Origin of the sequence: Rugamonas rivuli (assembly GCF_009380165.1) — a bacterium.
In the GTDB taxonomy this organism is placed as follows: Bacteria; Pseudomonadota; Gammaproteobacteria; order Burkholderiales; family Burkholderiaceae_D; genus Rugamonas; species Rugamonas rivuli.
In genome coordinates, this window is the sequence record NZ_WHUF01000003.1 from 289,017 (window position 1) to 304,477 (window position 15,461).

Here is a 15,461-nt window from a genome sequence, read left to right on the forward strand (position 1 = left end):
TCAATAAGATGGAGGAAAACCTATGAGCGCTCGCCTTTTCCATGCAGCCGCCATTGCGGCGGCCCTGTCCGGCTGCGCCAGCGCCGGCTTCCCGCCGGTGACGGTGCCGGACGCGCTGCAGCCGCCGGCCGGGCATCAGCTGTCGCTGGCGGCCAACGCCACCGGCGTGCAGATCTATGTGTGCAGCGCCGCCAAGGCCGGTCCGGCGCAGGCCGAGTGGGTGTTCAAGGCGCCCGAGGCGGCGCTGTTCGACGCCGCCGGCGCGGTCATCGGCAAGCACTACGCGGGCCCGACCTGGGAAGGCAATGACGGCAGCAAGGTGGCCGGCGAGGTCAAGGCCAAGCAGGACGATGCGGCCGGCAAGGCCATCCCCTGGCTGCTGCTGGCGGCCAAGTCGGCCAGCGGCGACGGCGCCTTCGGCCGGGTCAGCTATGTGCAGCGCCTGGCAACCGAAGCCGGCAAGGCGCCGGCCGACGGCTGCACCAACGCCGACATCGGCAAGCAGGCGCGCGTGCCGTACAAGGCGCTGTACCGCTTCTACGTGGCCGGCTGAGCCCCCGCCGCGCCGCGCCGGACGCAAAAAAAACTCCCTGTCGGCGCAAGCCGGCGGGGAGTTTTGCTTTGCGGGGCCGGGAGTTAAGCGGCGATCGCTTCGATCTTCGAGCGGCCCTTGGCGACGGCGGCGGCCACCGCTTCTTCACCCATGGCCACGCCTTCGGCGACGACGAAGGTGACGTCGGTCATGCCGAGGAAGCCCAGCACCGAGCGCAGGTAGGTGGTGACGTGGTCGTAGGCGGCGGCAGGGCCTTCGCTGTAGACGCCGCCGCTGGCGACGAACACGATCACTTTCTTGCCGTGCACCAGGCCTTCAGGGCCGTTGGCGCCGTACTTGAAGGTGCGGCCGGCGCGCGCGACGTGGTCGATCCAGGCCTTCAGGCCGGAGGTGACGGAGAAGTTGTACATCGGTGCGCCGATGACGATGGTGTCGGCGGCCAGCAGTTCGTCCACCAGCGCGTCGGACGTCTTGATGGTGTGGGCCTGGTCGGCGTTGCGCTGCTCGGCCGGGGTGAAGTAGGCGCCCATCATCTGCTCGGTCAGGTGCGGCACCGGGCTGGTGGCCAGGTCGCGCGTGACGACGGTGCCCGATGGGTTGGCCGCTTGCCATTTGGCGACGAATTCGCCGCCCAGCTGGCGCGACAGGGAGCCGTTTTGACGAACACTGCTGTTGATGTGGAGTACGGTTGCCATGATGCTAAACCTTTCGTGTGGGGAGGGATTGCTTACATCATAGAACGGGTTTAATATCGACGAAATACCATAAATTTAAATCGTACCTATCGATATATTCGATATCAAACTTCCAACAAGGTGCTCTTATGCGCGATCCCGGCCTGCCCTCCCTCGACCAGCTGCGGGTGTTTATCGCCGTCATCGACCATGGCGGTTTCGCCCACGCGGCGCGGGCGCTGCACCGCACGCAGTCGGTGATCAGCTACACCATCGCCAACCTGGAGGAGCAGCTCAACGTCGAGCTGCTCGACCGCAGCAAGCGCAAGCCGGTGCTGACCGAGGCCGGCAAGGCGCTGCTGGCCGACGCCCGCGCGGTGTCGCTCAAGGTGGACGGCATGCGGGCGCGCGCCAAGGCGCTGTCGGCCGGGCTGGAGGCGGAGGTGTCGGTGGTGGTCGACGTGATGTTCTCGACCTGCAAGCTGGTGCGCATCCTGCACGCCTTCCAGAAGGAATTCCCGACCGTGGCGATGCGGCTGCGCACCGAGGCGCTGGGCGCCGTCACCGAGCTGGTGCTGCAGCGCGAATGCCACATCGGCATCAGCGGCTGGATGCCGGGCACGCCGGACACCATCGAGCGCCAGAGCTGCGGCTTCGTCACCATGGTGCCGGTGGCCTCGCCCGAGCATCCGCTGGCGCAGATCGAGGGCAAGATTCCGAGCGCGGTGCTGCGCGAGCACACCCAGCTGGTGCTGACCGACCGCAGCACGCTGACCAAGGGCCAGGACTTCGGCGTGCTGGCCCTGCGCGACTGGCGGCTGGGCGATCTGAGCTCCAAGCACGCGCTGCTGCGCAGCGGCATCGGCTGGGGCAATATGCCGGTCGAGTTCGTGCAGTGGGATCTGGATGCGGGACGGCTGGTGCAGCTGCACATCAGCGAGGGCAGCGCGTTCAGCTTCCCGCTGTACGTGATACGGCGCGGCGACGAGGAGCCGGGGCCGGCCACGCGCTGGCTGATGCAGCAGTTCCTCGAGCTGGAGCAGACCGGCGAGCCGCTGCCCAACCACGACCTGCGGCCGATGCCGGTGCCGGTGCCGGGCGACGCGGGCCTGAGCCATATGTACCACCGGCTGCGGGACGAAGCCACGCCGGGCCAGCCGGCGCCGGCCAAAGCCAGGACCAGGGCGGGCGCCAGGGCCAAGCCCGGCCCGCCGCCGCCGATGGGCGACGCGCCGGCCGGCCTGACCGCGCCCGCCCCTATTTCACTCCGGCGGCGCTGAGCTTGCGGCGCAGGCGGCGGATCTCTTCCGACAGATCGACCACCAGCGCGGCGACATCGTCGTTGGCGTCAAAGTCGCGCTCGACCTGGCACAGCCGGCGCGCGCGCACCAGGTCGGCGCTGGTGAAGCGCCAGGCCACGATGTCGGCGCAATCCGGTTCCGCGCTGTCGAGCAGGATGCCGGTGCGCACCCGCTGCACCACCCAGTCCGGCTCGACGGCGCAGGCTTGCGCCAGTTCTTCCACGGTCAGCGCGGCGTCGTCGACCAGCACCGCGTCCAAGATAGCCTGTCCCATCGTTCATCCTCCCGCGCGCGGGTTGAAAGCCAGATCGCGCGCCATCGCTTGATACAGTTCGCGTGCCTTGTCGGTGCTGGCCGGCGGCAGCACCACTTCCAGCAGCAGATACAAATCGCCGGCCTGTTTGCCGGGAATGCCGCGCCCGCGCAGGCGCAGCTTGCGGCCGCTCTGCGAACCGGCCGGCACCGTGACGTTGACCTTGCCGGACGGCGTGGCCACTTCGATCTCGCCGCCCAGCGCCATTTCCCACGGCGCCACCGGCACCGTTTCGTAGACGTCGCGGCCGTCGATGCGGTAGCGCGCGTGCGGGCGGAACTGGATTTCCAGGTACAGATCGCCGGGCCCGGCGGCGCCCGGCTGGCCCTGGCCCGACAGCCGCAGCTGCTGGCCGGCCGTCACGCCCGGCGGGATGTTGACGCTGAGGTTGCGCTCGCGCGTGACGATGCGGTCGAGGGCGTCGCGCTCGGCCACGGTCAGGGTGATGGTGCGGGTCGCGCCTTGATAGCTGTCGGCCAGGTCGATGGTGATGGCGGCGTGGCTGTCCTCGCCGCGCTGGGGCGGCGCCTGGCGCCGGCGGCCGCCGCCCAGGTTGGCGAACAGGTCGGCAAAGAAGTCGCTGCCCATGGCGTCGCCGCCGAAGCCGCCCGCGCCCGCCCCGTTGCCGCCGCCGAAGCCCCGGCCCCAGTCCGGCGGCGGACGGAATTCCTGGCCGGCGCGGTAGTGCTGGCCGCGCCCGAGCTCGTCGTAGGCGGCGCGCTTTTCGGCGTCGCCCAGCACGCCGTAGGCTTCGTTCAGCTCCTGGGTCTTGCCCTGCGCATCGGCCTCCTTGCTGACGTCCGGATGGTATTTGCGGACCAGCTTGCGGTAGGCTTTCTTGATGTCGTCCTCGGTGGCCGTCTTCGGCACGCCCAGGGTCTGGTAGTAATCCTTGTATTCCACGTTGCGCGCTCCTGTATTGCGTCAGCCACAGTCTAGCGCCAAACGGGCCAAGGCGGCGCCCGCCGCCTCACTTGCGCTCGGGCTTGTCCTTGGACGCCGATTTGGCCTCGATTTCGCGCACCGACGACATCATGTCGTTAAAGTTCTTGAGTTCGGCGTACTCGCCCTTTTCCAGGATCAGGCACTTGCCCTTGTAGTGCTTGTTCTCGCACACTTCCCAGGTGCCGCTCTGCACGATCACGCTGGACGTGCGGTCGTTGAAACCGAGTTTATCCAGGTCGGGCTCCGAGCCGTGCAGCTGCAGGGCCGGGCCGCCGAAATGCGTGCGCGTGTACAGCGTGATGTCGCCGGCCTGCGCCGCCGCAGCGGCGCCCAGCAGCGCAAGGCCTAGTATTCGCTTCATGAACGGTACTCCGAAAAGTGGCGGTGTCCCGCATGATAGCGCACGCGGCTCAACGGATGCGGCGCAGCGAGGAGATGCGGTTGTTCATGTCGTCCAGGAACTCGTAGCGGCCCGGCTCCAGCACGATGCAGCGGCCGCCGAAGTCGGCGTGCTCGCACAGTTCCCAGCGGCCTTCGTTGACGATGACGGAGCCGGCCTGGTCGTTGAAGTCGTAGCGGTCCAGCGTGCGCACTTCGTTGTTGTGCAGCTCCAGCCGGGCGCCGTGGAAGCGCGACTTGGAGAACAGGATGATGGCTTCGCGGCGCTGGCCGTAGCCGCGGTCGTCGTAGCCGCCACGGTTGTCGTCGCGGTCCCAGCGGCCGCCACGGTCGTCGCGGCCGCCGCCGCCGACTTCGCGCACCGACGAGATAACATCGTTGAAGCCTGGCAGCGACGGGTATTCGCCGCGCTCGACCGTCATGCAGCGGCCGCGGTATTCGGAATGTTCGCACAGCTGCCAGGTGCCGGAGCGCACGATGACGCTGGAGGCGCGGTCGTTGAAGTCGAGCTGATCGAGGTCGGGCGCGCTGCCGCGCAGCGTCAGCGGCGGGCCTTCGAAGTTGGAATGGGTGAACAGCGTCAACTCCCCGGCGTGGGCCGCGAAGGCCAGCAGAGGGGCGGCCAGCAGCAGGGCGGCGCGGGTCAGACGGTGCAGGAATGGTTTCATGATAGGGATCGCCAAGGTAAAAAAGTTAATCGGCCGGTGACATGCACCGACAACGCGCATGCTAACGTTTCGGCCGACACGCCAGTATGGCTAATTTGCAATAAATTGTAATGATAGCCTCTGCAGGCAAAATAGTGCCGGGGTAAAATGGCCGCCCGCCCTTTTCCGATCGCCGCGCATGCCCCACTCGTTCACGTTGCCCAACCTCCGCCGCGAAGCCGCCGCCCTGTGGCGCCTGGCCTGGCCCATGCTGATCGGCCAGCTGGCCACGGTGGGCATGGGCGTGGCCGACGTCGCGATGACCGGCCACGCCAGCGCCGACGAGCTGGCCGCCGTGTCGCTGGGGGCGTCGATCTGGTCCATCATCCTGGTGACGGTCAGCGGCACCATGATGGCGATTAACAGCGTGGTGGCGCACGACGTCGGCGCCGGCGAGCTGGCGCGCATCCCGCACGCGGTGCGGCAATCGCTGTGGAAGGCGCTGGGCGTGGGCGTGGTGGCGATGCTGCTGGCCAACCTGGCGACGCTGCTGTTCGAGCACCTCTACCTGACGCCCCATGTGCAGCGCCAGGCCACGCTGTTCGTGCACGCGATCAGCATCGGCCTGCCGCCGTTCGCCGCCTACCGCGCACTGTACGGCTACAGCACCAGCATCAACCAGACCAAGCCGGTGATGCTGATCGCCATCCTGGGCCTGCTGTTCAACGTCTTCGTCAACTGGCTGCTGGTGTTCGGCCACTGGGGCTTGCCGCGGCTGGGCGGGGTCGGCTGCGCGGTCGCGACCGGCCTGTGCATGTGGCTGATGCTGGCCGCCATGCTGGTCTGGATGCGCTGGGCGCCGGCCTACCGCGCCACCTACCCGTTCACCCATTGGGAATGGCCGCACTGGCCCGAGATCCGCTCCATGCTGCGGCTGGGGCTGCCGATCGGCGTGACCTATTTCGCCGAAGTCAGCGCGTTCGGCGCGGTCAGCCTGCTGGTGGCGCGCTATGGCGTGGTGCAAGTGTCGGCGCACCAGATCGCGCTGAATTTTTCCTCGCTGGTGTTCATGGTGCCGCTGAGCTTTGGCATCGGCCTGATCACCCGCGTCGGCCAGGCCGTGGGCGAAGGCAATCCGGTGCGGGCGCGCTTCGTGGCCTGGGTCGGCGTGTGGATGTCGCTGGCATTCGCCGTGCTGTCGGCGCTGTTCATCGTGCTGTGCCGCCGGCAGATCGCCGCCGCCTACACCTCGGACGCGGCGGTGCAGGCGCTGTGCGAACAGTTGCTGCTGTTCGCCGCCCTGTTCCAGCTGTCGGACGCGACCCAGGTCGCCACCTCGTGCGCGATCCGCGGCTACAAGGTCACGCGCCAGCCGATGCAGATCCAGCTGCTGGCGTTCTGGGGCTTCGCGCTGCCGCTGGGCTGCTGGCTGGGGCTGGCGCCGCAATGGCTGCCGTGGTCGCCGGCGCAGCCGATGGCGGCGGCCGGCTTCTGGATCGGCCTGGTGATCGGGCTGACGGTGGCGGCGGTGCTGCTGAGCTGGTCGCTGCAGCGGCTGTCGCTGGCCCGTGTGGCCCAGGCGCGGGCCGGCTGAGGCGCTACCGAAGGAAAAACGGTTTTCCTGCGCGGATTCAGAACATTGGCGTCTCGCCACAAGCGGGCCGGTCTGGTATCGTCTTGGGTTCTGATAACCAAAAGACACTCACTCCCATGCGCTTCATCCTCTGCTTCCTCGCCCTGCTGGCCGGCTCCCAAGCCTCGGCCGAAAAACTGACCCTGGACCGCCTGCATTCCGACCCGTCGCTGAGCGGCCCCGGCGTGCGCAGCCTGAAAGTGTCGCCGGACGGCGCCCGCGTCACCTTCCTGCGCGGCCGCGACGACAACCAGTTCCAGCTCGACCTGTGGGAATACAACCTGAAGGACAAGACCACGCACCGCCTGGTCGATTCCAAGATCCTGGTGCCGGAAGAGAATCTGTCGGACGCCGAAAAAGCCCGCCGCGAGCGCGAGCGCACCGCCAGCCTGAAGGGCATCCTCAGCTACAGCTGGTCGCCGGACGGCAAGCAGCTGCTGGTGCCGATCGCCGGCAATCTGTACCTGATCGACGCCAGCAAGCCGGACGCCGCGCGCATGGTGGCCTCGGGCAATGTGCTCGATCCTAAGATTTCGCCGAAAGGCCGCTACGTGTCCTTCGTGCGCGACCAGAACCTGTACGTCATCGACCTGAGCACCGGCAAGGAAAAGCAGCTGACCACCGACGGCGCCGGCACCATCCACAACGGCGAAGCCGAGTTCGTGGCGCAGGAAGAAATGGGCCAGACCAGCGGCTACTACTGGGCGCCGGACGATTCCGCCATCGCCTACAAGCGCTACGACGAAGCGCCGGTGCCGGTGGTGCGCCGCTTTGAAATCTTCGCCGACCGCACCGACGTGGTCGAGCAGCGCTACCCTGCCGCCGGCGATCCGAACGTGCTGGTGCAGCTGAAGATCGTGTCGCCGACCAGCGGCGAGATCCGCAACGTCGAACTGGGCGCCAACCCGGACATCTATCTGGTGCGCGCCGACTGGAGCGCCAGCGCCAAGGCCCTGCTGTTCCAGCGCCAGAGCCGCGACCAGAAGAAACTGGAGCTGGTGTCGGTCGACACCGCCACGCTGGCGCAGAAAGTGCTGATCACCGAAACCTCGCCGACCTGGGTCAGCATCTTCGACGACCTGCGTTTCCTGGGCAATGACAAGGGCTTCGTCTGGGCGTCCGAGCGCAGCGGCCGCAAGCACCTGTACCTGTACGATATGAACGGCAAGCTGCAGCACGCCATCACCAGCGGCGAATGGGGCATCGACCGCCTGCTGGCGCTGGACGAAAAAGGCGGCCGCCTGTTCGTGCAATCGAACCGCGACGCCGTGGTCGACAGCCAGACCTATATGCTCAAGCTGGACGGCAGCAGCGCCAACAAGCCGGTGCGCATCACCCAGGGCGACGGCTGGCACGACTCCTCGTTTGCCCGCAACGGCGAAGTGTTTGTCGACACCTACTCCGATCCGGACACGCCGCCGCAGGTCAGCATCCGCCGTCCGGACGGCGCGATGATCAGCTGGCTGGAACGCAATGAGCTGAACGCTTCGCACCCTTACGGCAAATACCTGGACGCCCACCTGCACACCGAGTACGGCACGCTGAAGGCCAAGGACGGCCAGACCTTGTACTACTCGATGATCAAACCGAGCGGCTTCGACGCGTCGAAGAAATACCCGGTCTACCTGTCGACCTATGGCGGCCCACACTCGCAGCACGTGGCGCGCAAATGGGGCAACTTCTTCGACCAGTACATGGCGCAGCAGGGCTTTGTGGTCTGGCGTCTGGATAACCGCGGTTCCTCGCGCCGCGAGCGCGTCTTCACCGACGCCAACTACCACAACCTGGGCAAGGTCGAGGTGGAAGACCAGATCACCGGCATCGAATGGCTGGGCAAGCAGAGCTTCGTCGACGCCAAGCGTGTGGGCGTGTTCGGCTGGAGCTACGGCGGTTTCATGACCTTGCGCCTGCTGGCGGAAGCGTCGGACAAGATCGCCATGGGCGTGTCGGTCGCGCCGGTTACCGACTGGTCGCTGTACGACACCCACTACACCGAGCAGTTCATGGGCACGCCTAAGGAAAACGCGGCGGGCTATGCATCGGCTGGCGTGTACTCGCACCTGGACGGTTTGAAATCGCCGCTGCTGCTGGTGCACGGCATGGCCGATGACAATGTGCTCTTCACCAACACCACGCGCATGATCGACGCGCTGGTCAAGCGCAATGTGCACTTCGAGCTGATGACCTATCCGGGCGCCAAGCACGGCATCTCGGGACGCGGTCCGCAGCGCCATGTGTACGGCAATATCGAGGCCTTCTTCAAGAAGAACCTGATGCCGGAAACGAAGTAAATAGTATAAAAAAAAGGACCCTCGGGTCCTTTTTTAATTGATGCGTACTTAGTTACGATTGCCTTTGGTGATGTCTTTTACGGCTTCTTTGGCATCGCCCAAGCCTTTTTGCAGCTTGCCTTCAGCTTGCTTGTTCAAACCCTTGGCTTGCTGCTCCGAGCTGCCGACCAGCTTGCCAGCCTCTTCCTGAATTTTACCGCCGATGTCTTTCGCAGTACCTTTAACTTGATCCTTGTTCATGGTGAACTCCTTAGTGGGTGATGAAGCTACAGGACACACAGCGCTGTGCTGTGTGCATGGCATCCACTATAGGCAGGCGGCGGTTGAGGTTCTGTGCGCTTGCGCACCCTGCACGGCAATCAGGTTTTGCGCCAGACGCTGGCCAACCACGGCTGCTGTTCGCGCGGCAAGCCCGGCGGGCGGTAGTAATGTTGGACTGCGATAAAACCCGCTGCCAGCAAGTAACGCTCCCAGGTTTCGTAATCGTAGTAGCTGCCATAGCGCGGGCCGTTCCAGCCTTCGCGGTTGTCGCCGCGCGGGTTGGAGCTGAACAGCACGCCGCCGGTTTTCAGCGCCGCATGCAAGTCGCGCAGCACTTGCGGCAGCGCGACGCTCGGCACATGGAACAGCGAAGCGTTGGCATAGACGCCATCGAAAAAACCGGCAGGCAGATCGAGTTTGACGAAGTCCTGCTGCCAGGCCTCGCAGCCGCTGTAGGCGCGCGCCATGTCGACAAATCGCGCCGAACCGTCGACGCCGATCGCTTCGTGGCCCATGTCCTTGAAGGTCTTCAAATCGCGGCCGGGGCCGCAGCCCAGGTCCAGCAGGCGGTATGGTGCCGGGCCCTGTATCGCCGCCAGCAAGGCGGCGATGTTCTGGCTCACGTCATGGTCGATGGTGCCGGCGAAGAATTGCTCGGCGGTGCGCTCGTAATGCTGCAGCGTGGTCTGCGTGATCTGCTCGATAGGGTCGTCGGGGTTCATGCCGCCAGTATATACGGCGGGTGCGAAATTCGGCCTGTGCGGCATTCGTGCTCGTTTGGATGTCTCGTTCTGTCTCGTTTTGACTCGTTTGAACTTTGTGCGACGCACAAGGTCTAACGAGACAGAACGAGACAAAACACGACACAACGCACAAGGAGAACGAGCATGAATGCCGCACAGACCTGTGAACTGCCACCCGCCGCATACTCCGAGCTGGCGGATTTTCTACGCAAGAGCGGCAGCACGCTGTCGCCGGTGGAGGCGACCATTATCGCCATCCGCGAGTGGATGGAAAAAAGCCGCGCTGCGGCGGCACCGCTGCGCGGCTATCAATGGAAGCTGCTCTTCATTCCGGAAAAGAGCCGCTTGCGCATGAACTACGAAGGCGAGTCGTACTACGCCGAGGTGGTCGGCGAGGAAATCATCTTTCGCGGCGATGCCGTGTCGCCACGCCAGATGGCCGTACAGATTGCCGGCGACGGCCGCAACGCCTGGCGCGACCTGTGGATACTGCTGCCCGGCGAAAGAACCTGGGCCAACGCCGCCCGCCTGCGCGACCGTTTGCAACAGCGCGCCGCCAAACAGCCCCTGTCCGCCGCCGACGCCATGACCGTCGCCGCGAAATCAATGAGCGACGCCCTGACCACCGCCCTTGCGCTGGTAGAGCACGCCAACCATCAATCGCAAAACACACTGGAGCGCCGCCTGCCCCGCTATCGCCGCGAATACGATCAACTGACCGACGATCACTGACAGGCAGCGCCGTTCAACTTACCAGACCCGCACACGGTCCTTAGGCGCAAGGTACAAAGTCTGCCCTGGCTGCACATTGAAAGCCGGATACCACGCATCCATGTTGCGGACGGTGGCGGTGCGCCATTTGTCCGGCGCATGGCCGTCGGTCAGGATTGCGCGGCGCAGCGCAGCTTCGCGCGACTTCTCGCGCCAGCTCATCGCATAGCCGATGAAGAACTGCTGGTCCGCTTCCGCCGTCGCACCTTGCTTGGCCAGCGTGGCCCGGTAAGCATCATGCGACGCGGCCAGGCCGGCCAGATCGGCCAGGTTCTCGCTCAAGGTCTGCTGGCCGTTGATCGCCAGATCCGGGAACGGCTTGTACGCCGAGTACTGCGCCGCCAGCGCCGCCGAAGCGCGCTTGAAATGCTTGCCGTCGGCCGCCGTCCACCAGTCGCGCAGCAGTCCCTTGGAATCGAACTGCGCGCCCTGGTCGTCGAAGCTGTGGCTGATCTCGTGGCCGATGGTCGCGCCGATGCTGCCGTAGTTCACCGCGTCGCTGGCCTGCGGATCGAAGTACGGCGCCTGCAGGATCGCGGCCGGGAAGTTGATCGCGTTCTGCATCGGCATGTTGACCGCGTTGACCAGTTGCGCCGGCATGCACCACTCGCCACGGTCCACCGGCTGCTGCAGCTTGGCCAACTGCTGCTGCGTGTGCACGCGTTCCGCGCGCAGCAGGTTGCCCAGCGCGTCATCCTGCGCCACCTCCAGCTGCTCGTAGCTGGCCCATTTGTCCGGATAGCCTATGCCCACGTACAAGGTCTTGAGCTTGGCGTGCGCCTCCAGTTTCGTGGCCGGGGCCATCCACGCCAGCTGGTCGATGCGGGCATGGAAGGCGTCGACGATCTTGCCCACCATCTGCTGCAAGCGCTGCTTGGACTCGGGCGGGAAGTACTTGGCGACATACACCTTGCCCAGCGCATCGGGCATGGCCATGTTGACGGCGTTCAGGCTGCGTTTCCAGCGCAGCGATTGCTCAGGCGTGCCGTTCAGCGTGCGGCCGTAGAAATCGAAGTGCTGCTCGGCCAGGGCCTTGGGCAGCGCGCTGCTCACATGGTTCACGCTGTGGAAGGCAAGGAAGTCCTTCCATGTTTCCAGCGGCGCCGATTGCACCAGCTTGGCCGCGCCCACCACCGCGCCCGGATGCCAGACGATGAATTTTTTCTGCTCGCCCAGACCGGCGCTGGCGAAGAAGGCCTTCCAGTCCAGCCCCGGCGCCTTGCGCGCGAAATCGGCGGCGCTCCAGTTGTTGTTCGCCTTCAGCACGTCGGACGACACTTCGCGGCTGGCGTGCGCCATGGCGATGCGGCGTTCCAGTTCGAACACGCGGGCGGCGCGCGCGTCGGCGTCGGCGATGCCGGCCAGCTTGAAAGTGGCGGCGATGTGCGCCTGGTACTGGCCGCGCAGTTTTTTCATGGCCGGCGTGTTGTCCAGATAGTAGGCGCGGTCCGGCATGCCCAGGCCGCCCTGCAGCAGATAGGGCGTGTAATGCTCCGAGTCTTTCAGGCCTTGCGCGATCCACAGGCCGAACAGATTCTCGGTGAAGAAGTTGGTGGCGTTGAGCGGGTCGACGTCGGCCCGCAGCGTGCCGCCCAGCGCCTTGGCCAGCTCGCCCTTGTCGCGGATGGCGGCGATCTGTTGCAGCAGCGGCTGCAGCGGCGCCAGTCCCTTGGCTTCGATGCCGGCTTCGTCCATGAAGCTGGCGTAGAAGTCGGCGATTTTTTTCGCCTCGGCGTCGGCCGGCTGCGCCGCCATCGCTTCGATCAATTTGAGGAGGCGCTGGTTGGTGTCCTCGATCAGCGCGTTGCCCACGCCCCAGCCGCTGCGGTCGGCCGGAATCTCGACGCTGTTGAGCCAGTCGCCGTTGACGTAGTCGAAGAAATCGTCGCCCGGCAGCACGGCGGTTTTGGTGGCGGCGGCCGGCGGTGCAGTGTTGGCCGGCTCGGCGCGCAGCGGCGCGGCCAGCATCAGGGTGGCGCAAACGGCCAGGCGTAGAGCGGTAGCGGATGGGTGCATAAAAGTCCCTTGATAATGGATCTGGTTGGATGACAGGCGTGGTACGCCAGCATGCACTCTATCGCCTGCGCATGCGCGCCGCAGCCGGTTTGCGACGAACTGCGGATTCCGCGGAACAGAAGGTTGCAGCACGGCAGAAAAGAGACGCTCCCCCAGCAAAATTGCTTCATTCATTCTGGGAATCGCTATATAGTTAGCCTATAGCAACGCGCTAATTACCCAGGAGATAAATATGAAACTTGATGCCCTGTTCCAGAATCCAACTGCGTTGCCCACTGCGCCTAAAGTCGTGGAAGAGCTGATCAGCAGTTTCGACAAGGCCAGCGTCTCCACCGAAGAGATCGCGAAGAAACTGTCGACGGACCCGGTGCTGAGCGCCAAGCTGCTGCGACTGGCCAACTCGGCCTACTACCACGTCTCGCGCAGCATCGGCACGGTGGAAGATGCGGTGCTGATGCTCGGCTTCGTCACCGTGCGCACGCTGGTCATCAGCTCCGGCCTGGTCAGCGGCTTCAAGACCGTGCCCGGTCTCGACCTCAAGCAATTCTGGCGCTACAGCCTGCACACCGCGGTCTGCGCCAAATGGATCGCCAAGAAAACCAAGGAAAACACCGACCTCGCCTTCACCATCGGCATGATGCACGCCATCGGCCAGCTGGTGATCCACTCGGCGATGGCCGAACAGGCGATGGCGCTGGACAAGGTGGCCGGCCCGATGGACGCGCGCCGCCTCGACGCCGAACAGGCTTCGTTCGGCTACACCTTCGCCGACGTCGGCGCCGAACTGGCCAAGCGCTGGAAGTTCCCGCAAACCTTCTCGGAAACCATCCTGGCTTTCCCGGAACCGCACCACAACGGCGAGCTGAATCGCCTGGCCGCCGTGGTCTCGCTGGCCGCCTGGCGTGCCCGCGTCGAGCAGGCGCAGTTGAGCGACGACGAAATCGCCGCCTGCTACCCGGCCGACCTGGCCGAGGAACTGGGCCTGGACGACAACGCCCTGATCGACGACATGCCGCCGCCGGACGAGCTGAGCGCGGGCCTGGAGGAGCTGGTCAAATAAGCCAGCTTGCCTGAAGCACCACAAAAAAGCCGCCGATAATGCACCGCGCGGCTTTTTTTTCGACTTTTTTCAAATATTTTTTCAAAACACCCTAAAGTTCCCATTTAAGGCGACGTTAATCAGGACATGCGGTAATCCGTTTTAACTAGCCAGGGTGAGAACATGACCTCCACCGAAGTCCTCTCGATGTACGAAAATATTGCCGGTTTGACCAATCAGATGGCCGCCGCCGCACGTCTGGGAGACTGGGACGGCCTGAGCCGCCTGGAAGCACAATGCGCCACCGAAGCCCGCGCGGCCGGCAGCGGCACCCCGGCACTGAGCGGCGCCCCGCGCCTGCGCAAGATCGACCTGCTGAAGCAGATCCTGGCCAATGACCGCGAAATCCGCGACGTCACCGAGCCGTGGCTGAACAACGTTCCCGGCATGGCACGCCAATAAGAGTTACCCCCACTGCCCAAAGCGCCACCCCGGCGCTTTTTTTTCGCCCGTCGGAAACGTAAAGGGCCGGATCCCTGACGAGATCCGGCCCTGCTTTACCGTTGCTGCCCTGCAGCGCGGAATCAGGCGCCCAGCGCCACCCGCAACGACAAGGCAATCCCCTGCGCCGCCTTGGTGATCTCTTCCAGCGAAGGGAAGCTAGGCGCGATGCGGATATGGCTGTCCTTAGGATCGTTACCATAAGGGAAAGCCGCGCCGGCCGGCGTCAGCGTGATGCCGGCTTCCTTGGCCAGCGCCACCGTGCGCTTGGCCGAGCCCTGCGGCGTGACCAGGTCGATGAAGTAGCCGCCCTGCGGACGGGTCCACGACACGCCCGGCACCTCGCCCAGGTAATGCTCGAACTGCGCCAGCACCGCCTCGAACTTCGGCTTCAACAGCTGGCGATGCTGCTCCATCAGCGCCTCCACCGTCGCCACATCCTTCAGCAGGCGCACATGGCGCAGCTGGTTGATCTTGTCCGGGCCGATGCTGCGGATGCCCGCATGCTTGGTCCACCAGGCGATGTTGGCCGGCGATGCCGCCAGCGCCGCGATGCCCGAACCGGCCCACGTCACCTTCGACGACGACGCGAACACGATCGCGCGGTCCGGGTTGCCGGCCTGGGCACAGGCGTCCAGGATGCTCGCCACTTCCAGCTTCTGCTCGCCCAGATGGTGGAAGCGATAGGCGTCGTCCCACATCAGGCGGAAGTCCGGCGCGGCGGTCTTCATCGCCGCCAGACGGGCCACCACGGCGTCGGAGTACACCACGCCGCCCGGATTGCTGTACTTCGGCACGCACCACATGCCCTTGATGCTGGCGTCCTCGGCCACCAGTTTTTCCACCAGGTCCATGTCCGGGCCGGCTTCGGTCATCGGGATGTTGATCATCTTGATGCCGCGCGCTTCGCAGATGGCGAAGTGGCGGTCGTAGCCCGGCACCGGGCACAGGAAAGTGACCGGCTCGCGCACCCACGGCGCATGGCCGGGCGTGCCGTTGAGCAGGCTGTAGATGATCACGTCATGCATCAGCGACAGGCTGGCGCTGCTGTCGACCACCACCTGGGCGGCCGGCACGTCCAGCAGCTTGCCGAACAGTTCGCGCGCTTCCGGCAGGCCGATGGTGCCGCCGTAGTTGCGGCCGTCGGTACCGTCGACGGCCTGGTAGCCGTCCAGCGACGCCATCAGGGCGTTCGACAGATCCAGTTGCTCGGGGGCTGGCTTGCCACGGGACATGTCCAGCTTCAGGCCGAGTTGTTTGAAAGCTTGGTATTGCTCGTGATGCTGAGACGGGAGATCTGCTGCGGTCATAAGGCTCTTTCAGGGATGGTGGGAATATGGGCGTCGAATACTATACCCCAGAACGTCCCGCTTG

General features: G+C 65.3%; 16 protein-coding genes. 7 read left to right on the forward strand and 9 right to left on the reverse strand.

All coding sequences use genetic code 11. The features are described 5' to 3' along the window. Nucleotides 1–22: 22 nt before the first annotated feature. Nucleotides 23–553, forward strand: coding sequence for a DUF3455 domain-containing protein (locus GEV01_RS11650; RefSeq protein ID WP_152804455.1), 531 nt, complete (start codon nucleotides 23–25; stop codon nucleotides 551–553). Nucleotides 554–636: 83 nt separating this feature from the next. On the opposite strand, the gene GEV01_RS11655 is transcribed toward GEV01_RS11650, so the two are convergent. Continuing rightward, complete coding sequence (locus GEV01_RS11655; protein ID WP_152804457.1) at nucleotides 637–1,248, reverse strand: FMN-dependent NADH-azoreductase; 612 nt, start codon at nucleotides 1,246–1,248, stop codon at nucleotides 637–639. A gap of 128 nt (nucleotides 1,249–1,376) precedes the next feature. On the opposite strand from GEV01_RS11655, the gene GEV01_RS11660 reads away from it, so the two are divergent. Continuing rightward, nucleotides 1,377–2,507: a LysR family transcriptional regulator gene (locus GEV01_RS11660; RefSeq protein ID WP_152804459.1), complete on the forward strand. Its 1,131-nt coding sequence runs from the start codon at nucleotides 1,377–1,379 to the stop codon at nucleotides 2,505–2,507. Here GEV01_RS11660 and GEV01_RS11665 read toward each other — a convergent pair. The 4 genes from GEV01_RS11665 to GEV01_RS11680 all read right to left on the reverse strand — a co-directional run bounded on the left by GEV01_RS11665 (nucleotide 2,485) and on the right by GEV01_RS11680 (nucleotide 4,853). Further along, nucleotides 2,485–2,802, reverse strand: coding sequence for a chaperone modulator CbpM (locus tag GEV01_RS11665; protein WP_152804461.1), 318 nt, complete (start codon nucleotides 2,800–2,802; stop codon nucleotides 2,485–2,487). The genes GEV01_RS11660 and GEV01_RS11665 overlap by 23 nt on opposite strands. A gap of 3 nt (nucleotides 2,803–2,805) precedes the next feature. Continuing rightward, nucleotides 2,806–3,744 (reverse strand): DnaJ C-terminal domain-containing protein, encoded by a 939-nt coding sequence (locus GEV01_RS11670; protein WP_328595496.1) that lies wholly within the window; start codon nucleotides 3,742–3,744, stop codon nucleotides 2,806–2,808. A 67-nt stretch (nucleotides 3,745–3,811) separates the two neighbouring features. Continuing rightward, entirely contained in the window at nucleotides 3,812–4,147 is a 336-nt protein-coding gene (locus GEV01_RS11675; RefSeq protein ID WP_152804463.1) for a beta/gamma crystallin-related protein, read from the reverse strand. Nucleotides 4,148–4,196: 49 nt separating this feature from the next. Next, on the reverse strand, nucleotides 4,197–4,853 hold the full coding sequence (locus tag GEV01_RS11680) for a beta/gamma crystallin-related protein (RefSeq protein WP_152804465.1): 657 nt from the start codon (nucleotides 4,851–4,853) through the stop codon (nucleotides 4,197–4,199). Between the two features lie 178 nt (nucleotides 4,854–5,031). Here GEV01_RS11680 and GEV01_RS11685 point away from each other — a divergent pair, with 178 nt between their 5' ends. Both GEV01_RS11685 and GEV01_RS11690 read left to right on the forward strand, forming a co-directional pair. Then, nucleotides 5,032–6,426, forward strand: coding sequence for an MATE family efflux transporter (locus GEV01_RS11685; RefSeq protein WP_152804467.1), 1,395 nt, complete (start codon nucleotides 5,032–5,034; stop codon nucleotides 6,424–6,426). A gap of 116 nt (nucleotides 6,427–6,542) precedes the next feature. After that, nucleotides 6,543–8,756: a S9 family peptidase gene (locus GEV01_RS11690; protein WP_152804469.1), complete on the forward strand. Its 2,214-nt coding sequence runs from the start codon at nucleotides 6,543–6,545 to the stop codon at nucleotides 8,754–8,756. 48 nt (nucleotides 8,757–8,804) lie between these two features. On the opposite strand, the gene GEV01_RS11695 is transcribed toward GEV01_RS11690, so the two are convergent. Together GEV01_RS11695 and GEV01_RS11700 are read right to left on the reverse strand one after the other, a co-directional pair. Beyond that, nucleotides 8,805–8,996 (reverse strand): CsbD family protein, encoded by a 192-nt coding sequence (locus GEV01_RS11695; RefSeq protein ID WP_008446105.1) that lies wholly within the window; start codon nucleotides 8,994–8,996, stop codon nucleotides 8,805–8,807. 119 nt (nucleotides 8,997–9,115) lie between these two features. Continuing rightward, on the reverse strand, nucleotides 9,116–9,739 hold the full coding sequence (locus tag GEV01_RS11700) for a class I SAM-dependent methyltransferase (protein WP_152804471.1): 624 nt from the start codon (nucleotides 9,737–9,739) through the stop codon (nucleotides 9,116–9,118). 165 nt (nucleotides 9,740–9,904) lie between these two features. On the opposite strand from GEV01_RS11700, the gene GEV01_RS11705 reads away from it, so the two are divergent. Beyond that, nucleotides 9,905–10,492 carry a hypothetical protein gene (locus GEV01_RS11705; protein WP_152804473.1) on the forward strand — a complete coding sequence of 196 codons (588 nt, stop codon included), beginning with the start codon at nucleotides 9,905–9,907 and terminating at the stop codon, nucleotides 10,490–10,492. Nucleotides 10,493–10,510: 18 nt separating this feature from the next. Here GEV01_RS11705 and GEV01_RS11710 read toward each other — a convergent pair whose 3' ends face one another. Continuing rightward, nucleotides 10,511–12,547, reverse strand: coding sequence for a M13 family metallopeptidase (locus GEV01_RS11710; RefSeq protein WP_152804474.1), 2,037 nt, complete (start codon nucleotides 12,545–12,547; stop codon nucleotides 10,511–10,513). Between the two features lie 232 nt (nucleotides 12,548–12,779). Here GEV01_RS11710 and GEV01_RS11715 point away from each other — a divergent pair, with 232 nt between their 5' ends. Both GEV01_RS11715 and GEV01_RS11720 read left to right on the forward strand, forming a co-directional pair. Next, nucleotides 12,780–13,607, forward strand: a complete 828-nt coding sequence (locus tag GEV01_RS11715) for an HDOD domain-containing protein (protein ID WP_152804475.1) — start codon at nucleotides 12,780–12,782, stop codon at nucleotides 13,605–13,607. A gap of 162 nt (nucleotides 13,608–13,769) precedes the next feature. Beyond that, a complete protein-coding gene (locus tag GEV01_RS11720; RefSeq protein ID WP_152804476.1) occupies nucleotides 13,770–14,048 on the forward strand; it encodes a flagellar protein FliT in 279 nt (92 codons plus the stop codon). 122 nt (nucleotides 14,049–14,170) lie between these two features. On the opposite strand, the gene GEV01_RS11725 is transcribed toward GEV01_RS11720, so the two are convergent. Beyond that, nucleotides 14,171–15,397 carry an aminotransferase class I/II-fold pyridoxal phosphate-dependent enzyme gene (locus tag GEV01_RS11725; protein ID WP_152804477.1) on the reverse strand — a complete coding sequence of 409 codons (1,227 nt, stop codon included), beginning with the start codon at nucleotides 15,395–15,397 and terminating at the stop codon, nucleotides 14,171–14,173. Nucleotides 15,398–15,461 lie beyond the last annotated feature (64 nt).